The sequence below is a fragment of the Mesorhizobium sp. WSM4887 genome (genome assembly GCF_029625865.1).
Lineage (GTDB): Bacteria > Pseudomonadota > Alphaproteobacteria > Rhizobiales > Rhizobiaceae > Mesorhizobium.
Genome location: NZ_JARTVP010000003.1, coordinates 118,920 through 137,954, shown reverse-complemented (window position 1 = coordinate 137,954; position 19,035 = coordinate 118,920). Strand labels below are relative to the sequence as shown.

The 19,035-nt window shown below is 64.4% G+C and carries 15 protein-coding genes and 1 riboswitch; of the genes, 8 read left to right on the top strand and 7 right to left on the bottom strand.

The features are described 5' to 3' along the window. The first annotated feature begins 85 nt into the window (after nt 1-85). From P9230_RS14230 to P9230_RS14210, 5 genes are all read left to right on the top strand, one after another. Nucleotides 86-808, top strand: coding sequence for a beta-ketoacyl-ACP reductase (locus P9230_RS14230; protein WP_067319406.1), 723 nt, complete (start codon nt 86-88; stop codon nt 806-808). A gap of 746 nt (nt 809-1,554) precedes the next feature. Further along, nucleotides 1,555-4,968 carry a helicase-related protein gene (locus P9230_RS14225; protein WP_278119583.1) on the top strand — a complete coding sequence of 1,138 codons (3,414 nt, stop codon included), beginning with the start codon at nt 1,555-1,557 and terminating at the stop codon, nt 4,966-4,968. A gap of 15 nt (nt 4,969-4,983) precedes the next feature. Then, nucleotides 4,984-5,370 carry an RNA-binding S4 domain-containing protein gene (locus P9230_RS14220; RefSeq protein ID WP_278119581.1) on the top strand — a complete coding sequence of 129 codons (387 nt, stop codon included), beginning with the start codon at nt 4,984-4,986 and terminating at the stop codon, nt 5,368-5,370. A 149-nt stretch (nt 5,371-5,519) separates the two neighbouring features. Then, complete coding sequence (gene fdxA / locus P9230_RS14215; protein WP_067001876.1) at nt 5,520-5,858, top strand: ferredoxin FdxA; 339 nt, start codon at nt 5,520-5,522, stop codon at nt 5,856-5,858. Between the two features lie 375 nt (nt 5,859-6,233). Continuing rightward, nucleotides 6,234-6,815, top strand: coding sequence for a CarD family transcriptional regulator (locus tag P9230_RS14210; protein ID WP_040974338.1), 582 nt, complete (start codon nt 6,234-6,236; stop codon nt 6,813-6,815). Between the two features lie 258 nt (nt 6,816-7,073). Here P9230_RS14210 and P9230_RS14205 read toward each other — a convergent pair whose 3' ends face one another. The 3 genes from P9230_RS14205 to P9230_RS14195 form a co-directional block, all read right to left on the bottom strand. Next, complete coding sequence (locus tag P9230_RS14205) at nt 7,074-7,868, bottom strand: amino acid ABC transporter ATP-binding protein (RefSeq protein ID WP_278119579.1); 795 nt, start codon at nt 7,866-7,868, stop codon at nt 7,074-7,076. Further along, the gene (locus P9230_RS14200) at nt 7,865-8,545 is read right to left on the bottom strand and encodes an ABC transporter permease subunit (protein ID WP_278119577.1); all 681 of its coding nucleotides are present in this window, start codon (nt 8,543-8,545) and stop codon (nt 7,865-7,867) included. Before P9230_RS14200 ends, P9230_RS14205 begins: the two co-directional genes overlap by 4 nt. 119 nt (nt 8,546-8,664) lie before the next feature. Beyond that, nucleotides 8,665-9,438, bottom strand: coding sequence for an amino acid ABC transporter substrate-binding protein (locus P9230_RS14195; protein ID WP_127325740.1), 774 nt, complete (start codon nt 9,436-9,438; stop codon nt 8,665-8,667). Nucleotides 9,439-9,745: 307 nt separating this feature from the next. On the opposite strand from P9230_RS14195, the gene P9230_RS14190 reads away from it, so the two are divergent. Continuing rightward, a complete protein-coding gene (locus P9230_RS14190; protein ID WP_067001865.1) occupies nt 9,746-10,609 on the top strand; it encodes an RNA polymerase factor sigma-32 in 864 nt (287 codons plus the stop codon). A 156-nt stretch (nt 10,610-10,765) separates the two neighbouring features. Further along, a complete protein-coding gene (locus tag P9230_RS14185; protein WP_278119574.1) occupies nt 10,766-12,763 on the top strand; it encodes a caspase family protein in 1,998 nt (665 codons plus the stop codon). An 84-nt stretch (nt 12,764-12,847) separates the two neighbouring features. On the opposite strand, the gene P9230_RS14180 is transcribed toward P9230_RS14185, so the two are convergent. From P9230_RS14180 to thiB, 4 genes are all read right to left on the bottom strand, one after another. Then, the gene (locus P9230_RS14180; RefSeq protein ID WP_278119572.1) at nt 12,848-14,290 is read right to left on the bottom strand and encodes a M48 family metalloprotease; all 1,443 of its coding nucleotides are present in this window, start codon (nt 14,288-14,290) and stop codon (nt 12,848-12,850) included. Between the two features lie 207 nt (nt 14,291-14,497). Further along, nucleotides 14,498-15,259: a thiamine ABC transporter ATP-binding protein gene (thiQ, locus tag P9230_RS14175; RefSeq protein WP_127325894.1), complete on the bottom strand. Its 762-nt coding sequence runs from the start codon at nt 15,257-15,259 to the stop codon at nt 14,498-14,500. After that, nucleotides 15,256-16,878, bottom strand: a complete 1,623-nt coding sequence (gene thiP, locus P9230_RS14170; RefSeq protein WP_278119570.1) for a thiamine/thiamine pyrophosphate ABC transporter permease — start codon at nt 16,876-16,878, stop codon at nt 15,256-15,258. Before thiP ends, thiQ begins: the two co-directional genes overlap by 4 nt. A gap of 204 nt (nt 16,879-17,082) precedes the next feature. Further along, on the bottom strand, nt 17,083-18,093 hold the full coding sequence (gene thiB, locus P9230_RS14165) for a thiamine ABC transporter substrate binding subunit (protein WP_127217121.1): 1,011 nt from the start codon (nt 18,091-18,093) through the stop codon (nt 17,083-17,085). Nucleotides 18,094-18,135: 42 nt separating this feature from the next. Beyond that, a riboswitch (TPP riboswitch) is annotated at nt 18,136-18,251 on the bottom strand. 139 nt (nt 18,252-18,390) lie between these two features. Between thiB and P9230_RS14160 the strand changes: the two genes are divergently transcribed. After that, nucleotides 18,391-19,035: a thiamine diphosphokinase gene (locus P9230_RS14160; protein ID WP_127217122.1), complete on the top strand. Its 645-nt coding sequence runs from the start codon at nt 18,391-18,393 to the stop codon at nt 19,033-19,035.

Sequence of the window (19,035 nt, the reverse complement as noted above, 5' to 3'; positions counted from 1 at the left end):
GAAATGGCGTTGCACGACGGGCTATCGATCCCTACTCGCTATTCGCCACTCCCTATTCGCTCTTCCGACCAAAGGGAGGAAATGCATGAGCAAGGTAGCAATCGTCACGGGCGGATCGCGCGGCATCGGTGCGGCGATATCGGTGGCCCTGAAGAATGCCGGCTATTCGGTCGCCGCGAACTATGCCGGCAATGACGAGGCGGCCCAGAAATTCAAGGCCGAGACCGGCATCCCCGTCTACAAATGGTCGGTCGCCGATTATGACGCTTGCGCCGCCGGCATCGCCCAAGTCGAGGCTGATCTCGGTCCGGTCTCGGTGCTGGTCAACAATGCCGGCATCACCCGCGACACCATGTTCCACAAGATGACCCGCGAGCAGTGGAAGGAGGTCATCGACACCAACCTTTCCGGCGTCTTCAACATGACGCATCCGCTATGGAACGGCATGCGCGATAGGAAGTTCGGCCGCGTCATCACCATCTCCTCGATCAACGGCCAGAAAGGCCAGATGGGCCAGGTCAATTATTCGGCCTCGAAAGCCGGCGATATCGGCTTCACCAAGGCGCTTGCCCAGGAAGGCGCCCGCGCCGGCATCACCGTCAACGTTGTTTGCCCCGGCTACATCGCCACCGACATGGTCATGGCCGTGCCGGAAAAAGTGCGGGAATCGATCATCGCTCAGATCCCGGTCGGCCGTCTCGGCGAGCCGGAGGAGATTGCGCGCTGCGTCGTCTTCCTCGCCTCGGAAGACGCAGGCTTCATCACCGGCTCGACGATAAGCGCCAATGGCGGCCAGTATTTCGCCTGAGATCTTGTTCGGCTGAACTCTTCTGACACCGATGGCAGGCGGCCCGCCGCAAACGGGCCGCCTGTTTTTGTCTGCGCTCCGGCGGCACCGGGTGGGCATGCCTCAATTTGGCACGCAATACTTAACGGCCTCCTCGCGCCCTGTGGAAACCCGGTTCACATGCTGTGAATTTTTCGGTGCACAAGCTGTGGACAACACCATATCTAGGGGTGAACAAACCGGGAATTTTTGCAGATCGCTGATTCGTCGCCGATTCGTTCCGGCTTTGGCCGAAAAGTTAACGGGCCACGCCGGAAACAGCGCGAAAAAGATTAACGACGATTAGGAAAGATCAACCATTTCATAATGTTCGCGGCCGCGCTCGAGTCCGTCGCGGTCGCTCTCCCACAAAGGTTAACGACGCTCCGGCACCAGCGCGAGCTAAGCACGAAACGGGCCAATTCACAGATTCAGCATGTGGTGAGACTCATGGCCAAAAAATCCACATGTAGCCGTGAACAAAACCTGAATCAGAGTGAGTCAGTGATTCGTCGCCGATTCGTTCCAGACTCGTTCCAACGGTTAATCGAGCGCGGATTTTGACCTTGCCTGCCGTCGCGCCATCTCTTGATGGAACATTCCGCTTTCCCTTGATGGGAACATTCCGCTTTCGCTTCGCGTCTGAAATCCCTATGTGTGCCCTGTCACACGCGACGGAACCGTCGCGTCCCCGACAACAAGCGGCAGAAAGCCTCATTTCCGAGCCGATGAATATCCAGCCGAAACCCTCCCAGCCGCTGATCCTTTCCGGCCGCGACGTGACGGCCGTGCTCGGCCCCACCAACACCGGCAAGACCCATCTCGCCATCGAGCGCATGGTGGCGCACGACACCGGCATCATCGGTCTGCCGCTGAGGCTCCTTGCCCGCGAGGTCTATACACGCGTCTGCGAGAAGGTCGGCGCCAGCAAGGTGGCGCTGGTCACCGGCGAAGAGAAGATCGTGCCGGCGAGCGCGAGATATTCCGTCTGCACCGTGGAGGCGATGCCGCGAGAGACCGATGCCGCCTTCGTCGCCATCGACGAGGTGCAGCTCGCCGGCGACCTCGAACGCGGCCACATCTTCACCGACCGCATCCTGCATCTGCGCGGCCGCCAGGAGACGCTGCTTCTGGGCGCCGCCACCATGCACGGCATCCTGCAACGCCTGCTGAAGGGCGTCTCGGTGGTGACGCGGCCGCGGCTGTCGCATCTTGCCTATGCCGGCTCGAAGAAGCTCACCCGCCTGCCGCGGCGCACGGCGATCGTCGCCTTCTCCGCCGACGAGGTCTATGCCATCGCCGAATTGATCCGCCGCCAGCAGGGCGGTGCTGCCGTCGTTCTCGGCGCGCTCAGTCCCCGCACCCGCAATGCCCAGGTGGAGATCTTCCAGTCGGGCGACGTCGACTATCTGGTCGCCACCGATGCCATCGGCATGGGCCTGAACCTCGACCTCGAGCACGTTGCCTTCGCCCAGAACCGCAAGTTCGACGGTTACCAATACCGCAACCTGACCGCCGCCGAGCTAGGCCAGATCGCGGGGCGTGCCGGCCGACACCTGCGCGACGGCACCTTCGGCGTTACCGGCCAGGTCGATCCGTTCGACGAGGATCTGGTCAAGAAGATCGAGGGGCACGATTTCGACCCGGTGAAGGTGCTGCAGTGGCGCACCGCCGATTTCGATTTTGCCAGCCTCGATGCCCTGAAACGCTCGATCGAGACCAACGCGCCGGTCGAAGGGCTGACCCGGGCATTGCCGGCGGTCGACGCCCAGGCGCTGGAACATTTGTCGCGCGACGCGGACATCAGGACGCTAGCCACCGGCAGGGAGCGCGTGGCGCTGCTGTGGGAGGCCTGCGCGCTGCCGGACTACCGCAAGATCGCGCCCGCCCAGCATGCCGAGCTCATCGCCTCGATCTACATGGACCTTGCACGCCATGGCCATGTCGATGAGAATTACATGGCCGAGCAGGTGCGGCGGGCCGACACCACGGATGGTGATATCGACACGCTGTCGCACCGGATCGCCCAGATCCGCACCTGGACCTTCGTCTCCAACCGACCGGGCTGGCTGGCCGATCAGCTACACTGGCAGGAAAAGACGCGCGAAATCGAAGACAGATTGTCGGATGCGCTGCATGAGCGGTTGACGAAACGCTTCGTAGACCGCAGGACTTCCGTCCTCATGCGGCGCCTTAGAGAAAATACCATGCCTGAAGCTGAAATCAGCCCAACCGGAACCGTGCTCGTCGAAGGCCATCACGTCGGCGAGTTGCAGGGATTCCGCTTCACCGCCGACCAGAGCGCCGGCGGCGAGGACGCCAAGGCGGTGCGCACCGCTGCCCAGAAGGCGCTCGCGGCTGAGTTCGAGGCGCGCGCCGAGCGCTTCGCCGCGTGCGCCAACGGCGATCTGGCATTGGGCTCGGACGGTGTCCTGCGCTGGATCGGCGCGCCGATCGGCACCCTGGTTGCCGGCGACGAGGCTTTGAAGCCGCGCCTTGTGCTGCTTGCCGACGAGCAGCTCACCGGCCCTGCCCGCGACAAGGTCGCGGCGCGCGCCGAGCGTTTCGTCAATTTTCAGATCGAGTCGCTCTTGAAGCCGCTGGTCGATTTGAAGAACGCCGAGCAGCTCACCGGCATCGCGCGCGGCATCGCTTTCCAGCTCGTCGAGCATTTCGGTCTCATCAACCGCCGCGACATCGCCGAGGAAATGAAGTCGCTCGACCAGGAAGGCCGGGCGGCCCTGCGGCGCCTTGGCGTGCGCTTCGGTGCCTACCACGTCTTCGTGCCGGCGCTGATCAAGCCGGCGCCGGCCGGGCTGGTGACGCTGCTCTGGGCGCTTAAGAGCGACGGCAAGGACAAGCCAGGCTTCGGCGACGTGGTGCATGCGCTGGCATCGGGCCGCACCTCGGTGGTGATCGATCCTGCTTTCGACAAGACGTTCTACAAGCTCGCCGGCTATCGCAATCTCGGCCGCCGCGCCGTACGCGTCGATATCCTAGAGCGGCTGGCCGATCTCATTCGCCCCGCGACAAACTGGAAGCCCGGCCTCGGCCAGCGACCGGACGGCGCCTATGACGGCCACGCCTTCATGGTGACGCCGCCCATGATGTCGATCCTCGGCGCCACCGCCGACGACATGGAAGAGATCCTCAAAGGCCTTGGCTATCGCGCCGAACCGAAGCCGGCGGCGGAGGTGAAGGCCAAGCTCGACGCGCTGGACAATGCCGCCCGCGAGGCCGCGGCTGCGAAGCTTGCGGCGGAAGAGGCTGCGCGTGCTGCACAGGCGGCAGAGGCGCACGCCGTGGCAACAGACACGGTTGTAGAGGCAACGATCGAGGGATCCGAGCCGGCTGCCGCTGAAGTTCCTGCCGACGCCATCGCGGAAGCCGCGACGGAGCCTGACGCGAAAGATCCGGCGGAAGCTTCGGCTGCGGTCGCGGAAGAGACTCCGCCTGTGGAGACCGCTGCAGCGGTGGACGCTGCAGCAGCGTTTGGGTCGGCTGAAAGCGCCGACGCCTCCACCTCGATGGGGGAGGTCGCGGCGGGAAGCGACGCGGGTGGGGCTGACGGCGCCGACGATGCAGGCGGCACCAACACCGCCGACGCCGGCGCTCTCCACGAGGGCGAAAGCGGTGAAGGCGCAGAGCCCCCCGCCGAGTCGGAAGAGCCGAAGCCGATCCTGCTGTGGCGGCAGGCGCGCTTCGACCATTCGCGCCCGCGCCACCGCTATGACAATCGCCGCGACAATCGTCCGCGCAACGGCCAGGCTGCAGGCGATGGCCAGGCGGCTGCCACGGGTGGCCAGGCCGGCGATCGGCCAGCCCGTGAGGGCCGCCGCGACCAGCGCGACGGGGCCGGCAAGCCGCGCTTCGACCGCTCGAAGTTCAAGCCGAGACCGGAACGCGAAGGCGGCGAACGGCGCGAAGGCAGGCCGCAGGGCGAGCGTGCCGATCGCCACGAGGGGGGCCGCCGCGAGGGCCGGCCGGACTGGAAAGGCAACAGGCAGGACGGCAAGGGCAATGCCGCAGGCGGCAGCAAGCCGGCCTTCCAGGGCAAGCCGCGCGAGGAGCGTCCGCAGCGCTTTGATCCGGATTCACCCTTTGCCAAGCTCGCCGCCTTGCGCGACCAGCTGAAGAAATAGCCTCGGCCGGTCCCGATGGTTGGAGAAGGCCGCCAGCGCATCGACAAATGGCTGTTCTTCTCGCGTGCGGTGAAATCCCGGTCGCTGGGGGCGAAGCTCGTCGTTGCCGGGCGCGTCCGCATCAATCGCGACAAAGCAGCGCAGGCCTCCGATCTGGTCAAGGCCGGCGATGTGCTGACCATCACGCTCGACCGCCGAATCCTTGTCTGGAAGGTGCTTGGGCCCGGCGCCCGGCGTGGTCCTGCCGACGAGGCGCGGCTGCTTTACGAGGATATGTCGCCGCCGCCGACGCCCAAGGGCGAGGCGGTTCCTGACGCCATTCCGGCGCTGCGCGAGGCCGGCACCGGCCGTCCGACCAAGCGGCAGCGGCGGCAGACGGACCGGCTGCTCGGCGAGGACTAGAAGATTCGACGGAACCTCGTCGCGGCAGGCGCGCGGAATTCCTTTCCGCGATGCCGGCTCAGGCGGGAAGTCCTGCCCTTGCAAGCGGCGGGCAAAGGCGTTACCTCACCAAAAAAGCCCAGCAAATACGGGACGTCCCGGAGCCTGCGATGACCTATGTCGTGACCGATAATTGCATAAAATGCAAATACATGGACTGTATCGAGGTCTGTCCGGTCGACTGTTTCTACGAAGGCGAGAACATGCTCGTCATCCATCCTGACGAGTGCATCGACTGCGGCGTGTGCGAGCCGGAATGCCCGGCCGACGCGATCAAGCCGGACACCGAGTCCGGGCTCGACAAATGGTTGCAGGTCAATTCCGAATACGCGGAGAAATGGCCCAACATCACTGCCAAGAAAGAGCCGCCGGCCGACGCCAAGAACTTCGACGGCGAGGCCGGGAAGTTCGAGAAGTATTTCTCGCCGGAGCCCGGCGAAGGCGACTGACGGCCGGGCCGGGCAAGCCGGCATGACGCTACGTAAGCGAGCCGGTACAATTGCTCTCTTGACAGCCAGCGATGGCGCATGGCGTTAGCGAATGCAGCAAAACCTTGATTCTTCCGACTTTTTGTGTTATATCCGCGAAACATGCCGGTGACACAACGTCGATTTATGGCGCTAACGCCCCAAATCACTGAAAGGTGAACTTTTCAAATCCGGACCAGAGCGATCTGGGGCAGGCAATCGCATTCGTGCGGTTTGTCGGCCCCGGCTTATTCCGGTGAGTTCACTTGTTGTGCGGCTAAAGATCGGCTTCCGCCGATCGTCTGAGTTCAGCCGGCGCCGCCATGCCGGCGCTACAACTAAGGAGTTCAGGGCGTAATGGCAACGATCACCCCGCAGAAGAAGTCCACCGCGGCCCGTCACGGGTTCAAGACCGGTGAGTTTATCGTTTATCCGGCGCATGGCGTCGGCCAGATCGTGGCCATCGACGAGCAGGAAGTCGCGGGTCACAAGCTGGAGCTGTTCGTCATCGATTTCCAGAAGGACAAGATGCGGCTTAAGGTGCCGGTCGCCAAGGCGACCTCTATCGGCATGCGCAAGCTCTCGGAAGAGGATTATGTCGATCGCGCGCTGAAGGTCGTGCAGGGCCGCGCCCGCATCAAGCGCACGATGTGGTCGCGCCGCGCGCAGGAATATGATGCCAAGATCAATTCCGGCGATCTGATCTCGATCTCGGAAGTGGTGCGCGACCTCTATCGCGCCGACAACCAGCCGGAGCAGTCCTATTCCGAGCGCCAGCTCTACGAAGCCGCGCTCGACCGCATGGCTCGCGAGATCGCCGCCGTCAACCGCATGTCGGAGACCGAGGCGGTTCGCCTCATCGAGGTCAACCTCAACAAGGGTCCGAAGCGCGGCGCCAAGGCCGACAACGAGGAAGCCGAGCAGGAAGAAGCTGCCTGAGCTTTCGCCTGCCGAACAACGAAGAACCCGGCCTTGCGCCGGGTTTTTTGTTGCGCGCAATATCGGAAGGTCGGCGCTGCCCCTCATCCGCCTGCCGGCACCTTCTCCCCGTAGTGAACGGGGAGAAGCGAGATGACGGCGTCGTTGGCGCCCATTCTTGAAACGTTGGCGATTGGCGAACTCTCTGATGAAAGCGTCCTTTCTCCCGTCACTATACGCGGAGAAATGCCCGGCAGAGCAATGAGGGGCAGCGCCAACTTATGAAGAAATCGTACCTGATCCCCCGCCCCCGCCTTCCTTCCGCGCTTCCTCCTGCCGCAGCGAGGCGATGAAGCGCTTGGTCCGCTCGCGCTCGGGATTGTCGAACACGATCGAAGCCGGGCCCTTCTCGACGATCGAGCCGGCATCGAGGAACACCACCTCCTGCGCGATCTTGGAGGCAAGTCTCAGATCATGCGTGGCCATCACCATGGTGGTGCCCTCGCGGGCCAGCTGACCCAGCACGTCGACCACTTCCTGCGCCAGCTCCGGATCGAGCGCCGAGGTCGGCTCGTCGCAAAGCAGCACGCGCGGCGACGGCGCCAGCGCCCGGGCGATCGCAACGCGCTGCTGCTGGCCGCCTGACAAAGTCGCCGGCCAGGCATCGGCCTTATGCGCCATGCCGACCTTCTCGAGCAACGCCATCGCCCGCTCGCGCGCCCCCGTCTGCGGCCATTTCAGCACCGTCACCAGCCCTTCCATGACGTTCTCGATCGCGGTGCGATGCGGAAAGAGCTGAAAATTCTGGAACACCATGCCGGTCTGCAGCCGCACGCGCTGGATGTCCGCTGCCGGTACTTTGGCGCCCGGCCGAAACTCCAGCGTCTCGTCGCCGATGCGCAAAGTGCCCGAGGTCGGAATTTCCAAGAGGTTGATGCAGCGCAAGAGCGTGCTTTTTCCGCCGCCCGAAGGTCCGACCAGCGCGGTGACGCTGCCTTCGTCGATGCTGACGGTGACACCTTTCAGGACAAGATTGTCGCCGAAGCGCTTCTCGATGTTGGTGAGGCCGATCATGCATTGGTCTCCAGGAAGCCGCCATAGCGGTTGAGCCGCACCTCCAGCCGCGCCTGCAGCGCCGACAGCACCGAGCTCATCGCCAGATAGAGCGCCGCCGCCTCGACATAGAGGATCAGCGGCTCGTAGGTGGTGGCGACGATGCGCTGCGCAGCCTGGAACATTTCGGGCACCGTTATTGCCGCCGCGAGCGAGGTGTCCTTGACCAGCGATATGAACGTATTGGAGAGCGGCGGCACCGCGACGCGGCCCGCTTGCGGAAGGATCGTGCGCCGCATCGCCTGGCTCCAGGTCATGCCGATCGAATAGGAGGCCTCCCACTGCCCTTTCGGCACCGAGCCGATGACGGCGCGGATGATCTCCGACGTGTAGGCGCCGATATTGAGCGTGAACCCGATCAACGCTGCGGGAAAGGCATCGAGCAGGATGCCCACCGACGGCAGGCCGTAGAAGATCAGGAAGAGCTGCACCAGGAGCGGCGTGCCGCGAAAGATCCAGACATAGAAGCGCACAAGCGCGACCAGCGGTTTCGGGCCGAACAGCCTGATCAGCGCCGTCACCAGCCCGGCCATAAGCCCCAAGGCGAAGGACAGCAGCGTCAGCGGCACGGTGAAGATCAGTGCCGCCCATAGCAGCGTCGGCAGCGACTCCAGCATCAATTGCAACCAGTGCGGCACGGAGCCCTTCTCCTTTCCGGACGCTGCGACCCTCTGGCCGCATGCGAGCGACTATCAGGTAAAAATCGGCGGGCCGTCAAAGACGGCCCGCCGGAACTCAAGCAAAGGGATGACTGGGCTTACTGCGAGACGTCCTGGCCGAAATATGTGTCGGCAATCCTCTTGTAGGTGCCGTCGGCCTTGATGTCGGCCAGCGCCTTGTTGATCGCCGCCACCAGTTCCGGATCGCCCTTGCGCACGATGACACCGGAATAATCGGCATTCTCTTCCTGCGCGGCGATCTTCACATTGGCGTCGGGCTTGTGCTTCTTGAAATCGAGGAAGGACAGGCTGTCGTTGATGGTGGCGTCGGCGCGACCGGTGAGCAGCAGCTGGATCGACTGGTCGAAGCCGTCGGTGCCGACCAATTCGGCGCCGTTCTTCTCGGCGAGCTTGCCGAAATTCGAGGTCAGCGACTGTGCCGCCTTCTTGCCCTTGAGATCCGCGAATGTCTTGATGTCGCTGTTGTCGCCGCGCACGATCAGCACCGCCTTGGAGGCGATGTAGGGATCGGAGAAATCATACTTGGCCTTGCGCGCGTCGGTGATGCCGACCTCGTTGATGACGGCGTCGTAGCGGTTGGCGTCGAGCCCGGCGATCAGCCCGTCCCACTTGCCCTCGAGAAACTGCACCTTGACACCGAGCTTCTCGGCGATCGCCCGGGCGATCTCCACGTCGAAGCCGACCAGGGCGCCGGATTCGTCATGATAGGTGAAGGGCGCGTAGGTGCCCTCCGTGCCGACCTTGATCACGCCCGCCTGCTTGATCTGGTCGAGATTGGCGCCGGCATGACCGGCTGTGACTGCCAGAACCTGCAGCGTTCCGGCGACGAGAAGCGATTTGAGCCATTTCATTTTTCTGTGATCCCGTTTTGACCGGTGCCCCGGCGCATGGTGAGAGCCGCAAACTGGCAGATGGAAGCTCAAGAAATAAGGAACCAGATTTCAAAAATCGACCGTTCCAGAAATCCAGTTCTCAAAACCAGCGAAAAATCCGCCAAGCCAAGCCTCACGGATCGATAACAGAAACGTTTTCGGCAGGCATATGCATCCGCCGGCACTACGGAACCATTCGCGCTTCTGGCACGTTGCTGGCTGTTGTAGGGCGCTGCGACGTCATTTCAACCGTCATCCAGTGCAACGACCGCCAAAAGGAGCCGGCATGATCGAGGATGTGGCAGGACGGACACTGGTCCGGGCGGCAATGAAGGCTCCCTATCTCGAGCGCGACGAGGAGCATCTCCTGGCCATACGCTGGAGGGAAAAAAAGGACCAGGACGCGCTGCATCTGATCACCGTCGCCCATATGCGGCTGGTGATTTCGATGGCTTCCAAATTCCGCCACTACGGTTTGCCGCTCGGCGACCTCATTCAGGAAGGCCATGTCGGCCTGCTGGAAGCGGCTGCCCGCTTCGAGCCCGCCCGCGAAGTGCGTTTCTCGACCTATGCCACCTGGTGGATCCGCGCCTCGATGCAGGATTATATCCTGCGCAACTGGTCGATCGTGCGCGGCGGCACCAGCTCCGCGCAGAAGGCGCTGTTCTTCAATCTGAGGCGGCTGCGCGCGCGGCTTGCCAACGGCGCCGAGCCGCTCTCCAATGCCTCGCTTTACCGCGAGGTTTCGGCCGCGCTCGGCGTGCCGGAAGCCGACGTGGCGATGATGGATTCGCGTCTTTCGGCCCCCGACAGCTCCCTCAACACCCCGCTTGCCGATGAGAACGGCGCCGCCGAGCGGATGGATTTCCTGGTCTCGGAGGATCCGCTTCCCGACGAGGTCGTCGGCGAAACGATAGACGTCGAGCGCCGCGCGGTCTGGCTGAAGAGCGCGCTCGGCGCGCTCAATGCGCGCGAGCTGCGCATCATCGAGGAGCGCCGCCTGAGCGACGACGGCGCCACCCTGGAATCGCTTGGCGAGGCGCTCGGCATCTCCAAGGAACGCGTCCGCCAGATCGAAGCCCGCGCCATGGAAAAGCTGCGGGCGGCGCTGGTGAAACAGAACCCCGAATTCCTGGCGGAAGCCGCCTGAAAGCCAAGGCAGCGACTCGAAGTCGCCAGGAGACTATCAGTCAGCCATCCCGGCGGCTTTCTGCATCCGTAGCCATGGATTGTGAATTCTTTAACAGACCCTCGCGGCGTAAACTGTCTTCCTGACTGCACCAACTTTAGCGGATGGGGGTTTGCCATGCTGCGATGCTGCGAGTTCCTTGCAGCCCTGGTTCTCGTGTGCTTCACCGCGTTCGAGGCTCACGCCGATCGAAGGGTTGCCTTGGTCATCGGCAATGCCGAATACCGAAATATTCCGGCTCTCAAAAACCCGGACAAAGATGCTCAGGACGTCGCGAACACGTTCCGGCTGGCCGGCTTCGACGTGTTCGTCGCAAAGGACTTGACCAAGCTTCAGTTCGAGGAGCGGTTCCGCAACTATCTCGCCGCGGCGGACGGTGCGGATCTGGCCGTCGTCTACTATTCCGGCCACGGTTTTCAGATCGGGGGCGAGAATTTCCTGATCCCCGTCGACGCGTCGCTGAAGGATGCCGCCGACATCGAGGTCCAGGCGATCAAGCTTGACGACGTGCTGGAGCAATTGCGTTCGAAAGCGAAGATCCAGGTGATCATCCTCGACGCCTGCCGGAACAATCCTTTCCCCCGCCAGGATTACTGGCTGAGGGACCAGCTGATCGTCGCGGGCGACGCCGGCCTTGCGCAGGTGAAGAGCTCACTGAACACGCTGATTGCCTTCGCCACCGAGCCAGGCGCGGTCGCCTATGACGGGCGCGGTGCCCTCAGCCCGTTCTCATCTGCCTTTTCGCGCCACGCGTTGGCGCCCAACCAGGAAATCCGCACGGTGATGGCGGCGGTTCGCCGCGACGTGGTCAAAGCCACCAACGGCAAGCAGGTTCCGTGGGAGAATTCCTCGCTGGTCGACGAGGTGGTGCTGATGCGCCACGATGACGCCGGGGGTCAGGAGGTCACGGCCAAGCAGAAGCAGCCGGATCCGGAGAGCGGCATCCACCTCACCGGCGCCGCCGAGGCGATCGAAAATCGCGATATCAGCATCCCGGTTGGCGTCGGTCCGGTTCCGCTGAAGCTCGATTTCCCCAGCAACGACCCCGCGGTGAGCCTGAAGCTTGCAAGCTATCCGGCAACGGGAACTCTGTCGCTGCCGGACCGGACCCTGTCTCCGGATTCCAGCCTGATGGCCGGTGAAGTCGATAATTTGCGTTACGAGCCGCAGATCGGCTCGGCTGCTCCGGTCCAGATTGGCTTCCAAATCCGCGGCGGCAACGCGTCCAAGGCAGCGATGATGAAGCTGTCGCCAAGCGTCGACCCCTGCGACCAGGCGGCGGGCGCACCGCTCGACCTGCAGGGCGTCGCGCCCGGCCGTTTGCAGAACGAGATCGCCGGCGAGGCCGCTGAGGCCTGCGAGGCGGCGGTGAAGGCCTACCCCGACGTCGCTCGGTTTCGCTACGAGCTTGGGCGGGCGCTGCTGGCGTCCGGCAAGGTCGACGAGGCCAGGAAAGCTATCCAGGAAGCTGCCGACAGGGGGCACGTCCGCGCCATGTTCGAGCTCGGCCATATCGCTTCGTCCGGAATAGGACCGGCCGCGGACTCCGCGAAAGCGATCAGCTTCTATTCAGAAGCATCCGACAAGGGAGACCCCTATGCGATGGCCGCTTGGGGGCGAGCCTTGTTCAATGGTGTCGACGTCGAGCAGAATACCGGCAAGGGATTGGACCTGCTGCTCAAGGCGGCGGCCATGGGGCACGTCAACGCGATGAACGATCTCGCCGTGATCTTCAAGGATGGCCGCAACGGCGTGCCCGCCGACGAGGCCCGCGCCTTGGCTTTCCTCAAAGCCGGCATCGCGCGGCAAGAGGCATATTCGATGAGCATTCTCGGCCTTCCCGCGCGCAGCACCTTAACGGTCGCAGTGTGCAAGCCGAAGGTCGTGACGAAAATAGTCACCAAGGTAAAGGTTGTCCGCACACCCGCGCCGAAGACGCCGACGGTGACAGTCCCGACAGTGGTCAAACCACCTCAGACCGATACCGGGCCGGCGCCCTGGCGCGGCAGTAGCGGCGATCATTCGGGGTCCGGCGGCGGCCAAAGTGGTGAGGGCAGCGGAGGCAGCACCGGCGGCCAGACCAGCCCTGAAGGCGGCAGCAGTGGCGGGCTCTGATTGCTGCGGCAGCCGCGCGCCCGGGTTGACCGAATAGAAGCGCGCGGCTGATTCGTTGCGGAAGCACGAAACGGGATGACGACCCTACTTGTCGGTGACGATCTTGACCTTGTCGCCGGCCGACACGCTCGCGCCCGGCGACATTGCGTTGAGCACCCGGAACAGGTCGAGCTTTCGGTCGACGCCGACCATCTGAGCGGCAAGCGTGCCCATGTTCTGGCCGGGCTGCACAGTCACCACCCGGATATGCAGCGGCTTCAGCGCCGCCTTCTCGGCCGCGCTCAACGTGCGGAAGGAGCTGCTGACGGAGCGCGCAACCGGCTCCAGCGCGGTGCTGGCCGAGGGTGCCGCAGTCAGCAGCCGGTAGACCTGTCCGCTGGCCCGGATGACCGCGATATCGAACTGCCACCCTTGCGCGCTGGCATGCGCCATCGCCGCCTCGTTGCCGTTGACCGTTTCCTGGCGCACGCTGGCATCGTCTAGTCCGGCGACCCAGCCGCTGCGGATATAGTCGGTGAGCGACACAGACTTGTCGATCGCCACGCCATCGAAGCGGATGGCGATGTCGCCCGGACCGGTCGCGGTCACCGCGGCCGCCGAATTGTCGATGACGAAACCCTCGGGCACCGAGAGCGACACGCCAAGGCCGGGATGCAGGAAGGTCTGGCCGCGCACATAGCCCTCTTCCGGCGTGTCGCCGTAGAGCAGCCCGTCTATGCCGGCTAGAAAGGCATCGCGGTCGCGCGTGCCGACGCCGGGCGGTCCGAAGTTGCGGGCGAGCCGCTGCGCCAGCTCGATGCGCTGCGGCGTGTTGGGATGCGTGGCCAGGAAGTCGAGGCTGGCATCCGTGGCGCCGCTGACCGAACGGAAATCGGTATAGGCCGACATCGACTGCAGGAAGCGGCCGGCCGCATAGGGATCATAGCCCGCTTCGCCGATCGACTTGATGCCGATCGCGTCGGCCTGCAGTTCTTGGTTGCGCGAAAACTGCGCAAGCCTCAGCTTGCCGCGGATGAGCGCGGCCTTGGCGGTCGGGCTGTCGCCGAGCACGTCGGAGACGACCTTGGTCGCCAGGCCTTCCTCGGCCTCGAGCTGCTGCCGCTGCAACCCGTGATTGGCGGTGACGTGGCCCATCTCATGCGCGATGACGGCCGCAAGCTCGGAGGAGTCATTGGCCAGCGCCAAAAGTCCGCGCGTGACATAGAGATAGCCGCCCGGCAGCGCGAAGGCATTTACGTTGGGCGAGTTGAGGATGGTGATGCGATAGGTCTGGGTCGGATTGGCCGAGACCACCGTCAGATTGCCGACGACCTTGGCCACCATGCGCTCGAGCTTCGGATCGGAATATTCGCCGCCATAGGTGGCGAGAATCCGCGGATGCTGCGCTTTGGCCATTTCGGCCAGCCTGGCATTGGCGACGACATTGTCGACGGTGATCGGCTTGTCGGAGGGCTGGAAGCCGGACTCCTGCACGTCCGGCGGCGTGAACATCTGGCAGCTCGCCAGCGCCACGGCAAAGCCGGCCATCGCGAAAAATCGCGCCAGCGGCTTAGTCCATACCCTCTCGATGCCGGCTGTCAGATCGGCTTCCTTTCGTAATCTTTCGGCAAATCACGGCCCACCCGGACCAGCATGGCCGGACCTAGCCACACTCCCCCGGACAAGGCAAGCAAACGCCTGATCACCCGCAGCCGGTTTGGCCGTAAATTATGTCCGCTTCCGGGCAATGTGTTGTCATCCGGCAACGCTGCCGCCTCGATCGCCGATATAGCGCCGGAAGGCCTCCGGTCCAGCACCGTCGAAGAAAGCGGCGGCCGACCCTGTGGCCGCGACCCTGCCCTCGTCGACGAACGCGATCCGTTGGCCGATGCGGCGCGCGTCCTGCGGCTGATGCGTGACGAAAAGCACGGTCATCTGTCGCTCGGCGTGGATGCCGGCCACGAGATCGAGCATGTCTTCGCGCAGCGCCGGGCCGAGCGAGGCGAAAGGCTCGTCGAGCAGAAGCACCGGACGGTCCCGTATGAGCACCCGCGCCAGCGCGACGCGCTGCCGCTCGCCGCCGGAAAGCTCGCTCGGCAGCCGCTTTTCCTTGCCGGCGAGGCCGACACGCCCCAGCGCGTCCGCGACCGCGCGGTGGTCGTCGGCCGTGAGCTTGAGCGATGGCGAGCGGCCAAGCCCGACATTGCCCTCGACCGAAAGATGGGCGAACAGGTTGTTTTCCTGGAACACCATCGACACCGGCCGCGCCGAGGGCGGCGCATTATCGACATTGATCCCGCCGATCAGCACCTTGCCAGCATTTGGTGATTCGAAGCCGGCCACCAGATTGAGCAGCGTCGACTTGCCTGAACCGCTCGGCCCCATGATGGCGGTGATCCTGCCGGCGGCGAATTCGACATCGAACCGGAAGGATGCCTCGCCATAGCTGAAGGATACGCCGTCCAACGTGACGGCCAGGCCCTTCGTGGCCGCGATGCCATTATTATCCCTCGTCATGCCTTTGCCTCCCGCCCCAGCCAGTCGGCGGCGACAACCAGCAGCAGGCAGACGAGGCCGAGCAGCAAGGCCAGCCCCGCGGCGTCGGCGGTCCGGTAGCTGCCCATGCGCGCGAGTAGAAGATAGGGCAAGGTCTGGACGGAATCGCTGCCGAACAGTGCGATCACGCCGAGATCGCCGAGCGACAGCGCCATGGCGAACGCAAAGCCGGTGGCCAAGGGCCGCCGCAGCGACGGCCAGTCGACCAGCCGCAGCCGGTTCCAGCCGGAAATGCCGAGCGCCAGGCAGAGTCGCTCGTGGCGCTCGCTCGCCGCATCATAGGCAGGGCGGACGGCGCGAATGGCGAAAGGCATTGCCATCACCGCATTGACCGCGACGACCATGACGGGCGCGATGGCGAACACATCGGTGATGTTGCGCAGAGCCAGGAACCAGCCGGCGCCGATCACGATCGGCGGCACGACCAGCACGAAACCGGCGCCGGTGTCGGCGGCGTGTTCGAGCAGCGACATGGCGCCGCCCGCGCGGCGCCTCAGGGCCAGTGCGCGTCGGGCGGCGATCAGCGACAGCGACAGCATCACGCAAAACAGCGCCGAGAGAAAGGAGAGCCCGGCGCTGGTGAGCGTCGCGCGGCGCACGGCGTCCTCGCCGGCCAGCCGGCCGAGATCCGCCTCCAGCCCGGCGAGCACGGTCGCCGCCATCGGTGCGGCGACGAACAGCAGCGCAAGCACGATGAGGCCGGCATTCAACACGGCCTCGGTGGTGCTGGTCGCAAGATAGCGGCGTGGCGCTACCGGCAGATTCGCATCGCCGACCGTGTTGGCGCCGAGTCGCGTCAGCATGGCGACCACGACGAAGGTCAGCACGATCTGCAGAAACGTTAGTGTCACGGCCCGCGCGGGATCGAAATCGAAGCGCAGCGCCTGGTAGATCGCGACCTCTAGCGTCGTCGCCGCCGGCCCGCCACCCAGCGTCAGTACGATTGTGAAGGAGGTGATGCACAGCATGAAGACCAGCCCGGCGACCCCCGGCAGCACCGTGCGCAGCGCCGGCCATTCGATCAGCCGGAAGGCCGACCGAGCGTCCATACCGAGCTGGCTCGCCAGCCGCCACTGGTCGGCCGGCACGGTGCCGAGCGCCTCGAGGAACAGCCGCGTGGCCAATGGCAGGTTGAAGAAGACATGCGCGACCAGGATGCCGGAAAGGCCGTAAATGCCCGGCCATTCCCCACCGCCGAACGTGCCGAGGATGCCGGCAAAATAACCGGCACGGCCGTAGAGCGCCAACACGCCGAGCGCGGCGACGATGGCCGGCAGCGCCAGCGGCACCGTGAACAACTGCAGGATCAGGCGACGTCCGGGAAAGTTCGTTTGCCTGGACAGGGCGCGGCCGACGAACACTGCCGGCAAGACCGAAAGCAATGTCGACAGCAGCGCCTGCCAAAGCGTGAAGCGGGCGACGCGGAGCAGATAGCTGTCGAAGGCCGCGGCAGCGCTGGACGGACCGCTCGCGCCTTCGAGGATCAGGCCGGCGAAGGCGCCGCCGATGAGCAAAGTGATGGCGACAAGGGCGATGATGCCGGCGGTGATGCGAGGGTCAGGGCGCGGCGTGGATTGCACGCTGCACCACGTTGGCTCGAGCTAGCGAACGCCACGTTCCGTCGCACCCCCCTCTGTCCTGCCGGACATCTCCCACTCTAGGAGGGAGATTGGCAGCTTTGCCGCTCTTCCTACACCGTCGGCGGCTAGCGAAATCACCGATCCCCCTTTGCGGGGGAGATGGCCGGCCGGACAGAGGGGGGTGCTCAAGCGCCATCCTGCGTCCTACTTGCTCATCGCCGCCAGCCATTCATCCACCCAGGCCTTGCGGTTGGCCGCCACCTCGTCCGGGCTGAACAGCAGGGTTTTGGTCGGCTTCACCAGCTTTTCGAAGGCCGGGTTGAGCGGCTTGTCGGTCTTGCCGGCCGGGAACATCCAGTTGGTCTCCGGGATGATGTCCTGGAACTTGGGCCCGGTCATGAAGGCTATGAATTTTTCCGCCAGCGGGTTCTTCGCGCCGGTTTTGGTGATGCCGGCGACCTCGATCTGCAGATATTCGCCCTCCTCGAAGGACGCCGCCTGATAGCGCTCGGTGTTCTCGGCCACCATGTGGTAGGCCGGCGAAGTGGTATAGGAGAGAACCATCGGCGCCTCGCCCTTGGTGAACAGACCATAGGCCTCGCTCCAGCCCGGCGTCACGGTCAGCACCTTCGGCTTCAGCTTGGCCCAGGCTTCCGGCGCCTTGTCGCCATAGACCGACTTGACCCACAGCAGCAGCCCGAGGCCCGGCGTCGAAGTGCGCGGATCCTGGATAATGATCTTGTCGGGGCCGGCGCCCTCGACCAGTTCCTTCAAGCTCTTCGGCGGGGTCTTCAGCTTTTCGGTGTCGTAGACGACGGCGAAATAGCCGTAGTCGAAAGGCACGAAAGTGTCGTCTTTCCAGCCGCCGGGCACATTCAAATCGGCCACCGCGCCATGCGGCGCGAATAGGCCGCTCGCCTTGGCATCCGCGGTCAGGTTGGTATCGAGGCCGAGCACGACATCGGCCTTGGTGCCGGCGCCCTCCAACTTGACGCGGTTGAGCAGTGCCACGCCGTCGGCAACCGAGACGAATTCGAGATCGCAGCCGCATTCGGCCTCGAATTCCTTCTTCACCGCGGGCCCGGGACCCCAGTCGGCGGTGAAGCTTTCGTAGGTGTAGACGGTAAGCTTGTCTTTCGCCTCGGCAGGCCCGACGCCCACCAAAAGCGAAACAAGGCCGGCTGCAAGAACAAGGTTGGACAATAACGAGCGCATCGGCGCCTCCTTCGTTCGCGTTAAAGGAATTGAGGCGTCGGATGGTCCGAAGCGTCTAATCCCTCCGCCGGTACAAACCGGATCAGGTTCAGCGGGTTGGCTTTCGTTGCCTCTCAGCCGGTTCGCAAAATCAGCGTCCGGCACCCCGTTAGAGCATTTCGAGACATAGGCCCGGCCGATGCGGCGCGCAAGCGGAAGTTTCCGGGGATCATCATCGTTCACCGCGGTAGCGAAGCGCGATTCCGTTTGGACGCGCCCGCTTCCGTTTCGTGGGCCGGGCTGGTAAGGGCGACGGCCATGGGCACATTCACCATCCTGCTTGGCGGCGATCTCGTCCGCACGCCTCGCCTCGATCGCCAGATCGAAGGCTCCCGCATCATCGCCGCCGATGCCGGTATCGGCCATGCCCATATGCTTGGCCTCCTGCCGGAGCTCTGGGTCGGAGATTTCGACTCGGTACCGCCAAACCTGCCGGAGAATCTGGCCGCCGTGCCGCGCAAGATTTTCCCGACCGAGAAGGACATGACCGACGGCGAGCTCGCCATTGCCGAGGCGCTGGCGCGCGGCGCCACCAGCCTGGTGCTGGCCGGCGCCTTCGGCGGCAAGCGCGCCGATCATGCCTTTCTGCATTTGGCTCTGAGCGTGCGGCTGGCCGAGGCGGGCATGACCGTGCTGCTGACCAGCGGCGCGCAGGAAGGCGTGCCGATCCTGCCGGGCAAAGCCGGCTTCGACTACGCCGAGGGCACGCTGTTCTCGGTGCTCGGCTTCTCCGACCTCGCCGGCCTGACGGTCTCAGGCGCCAAATGGCCGCTGGACGGTGTCGAGGTGGCGTTCGGCTCATCGCTTACCATATCAAATGAGATCAAGGGTCGGCTCGAGATCGCGCTCGAGCGTGGCCGGGCGCTGCTGCTCGCCCACCCCTATCCTCTTCCCGAAAGCTGA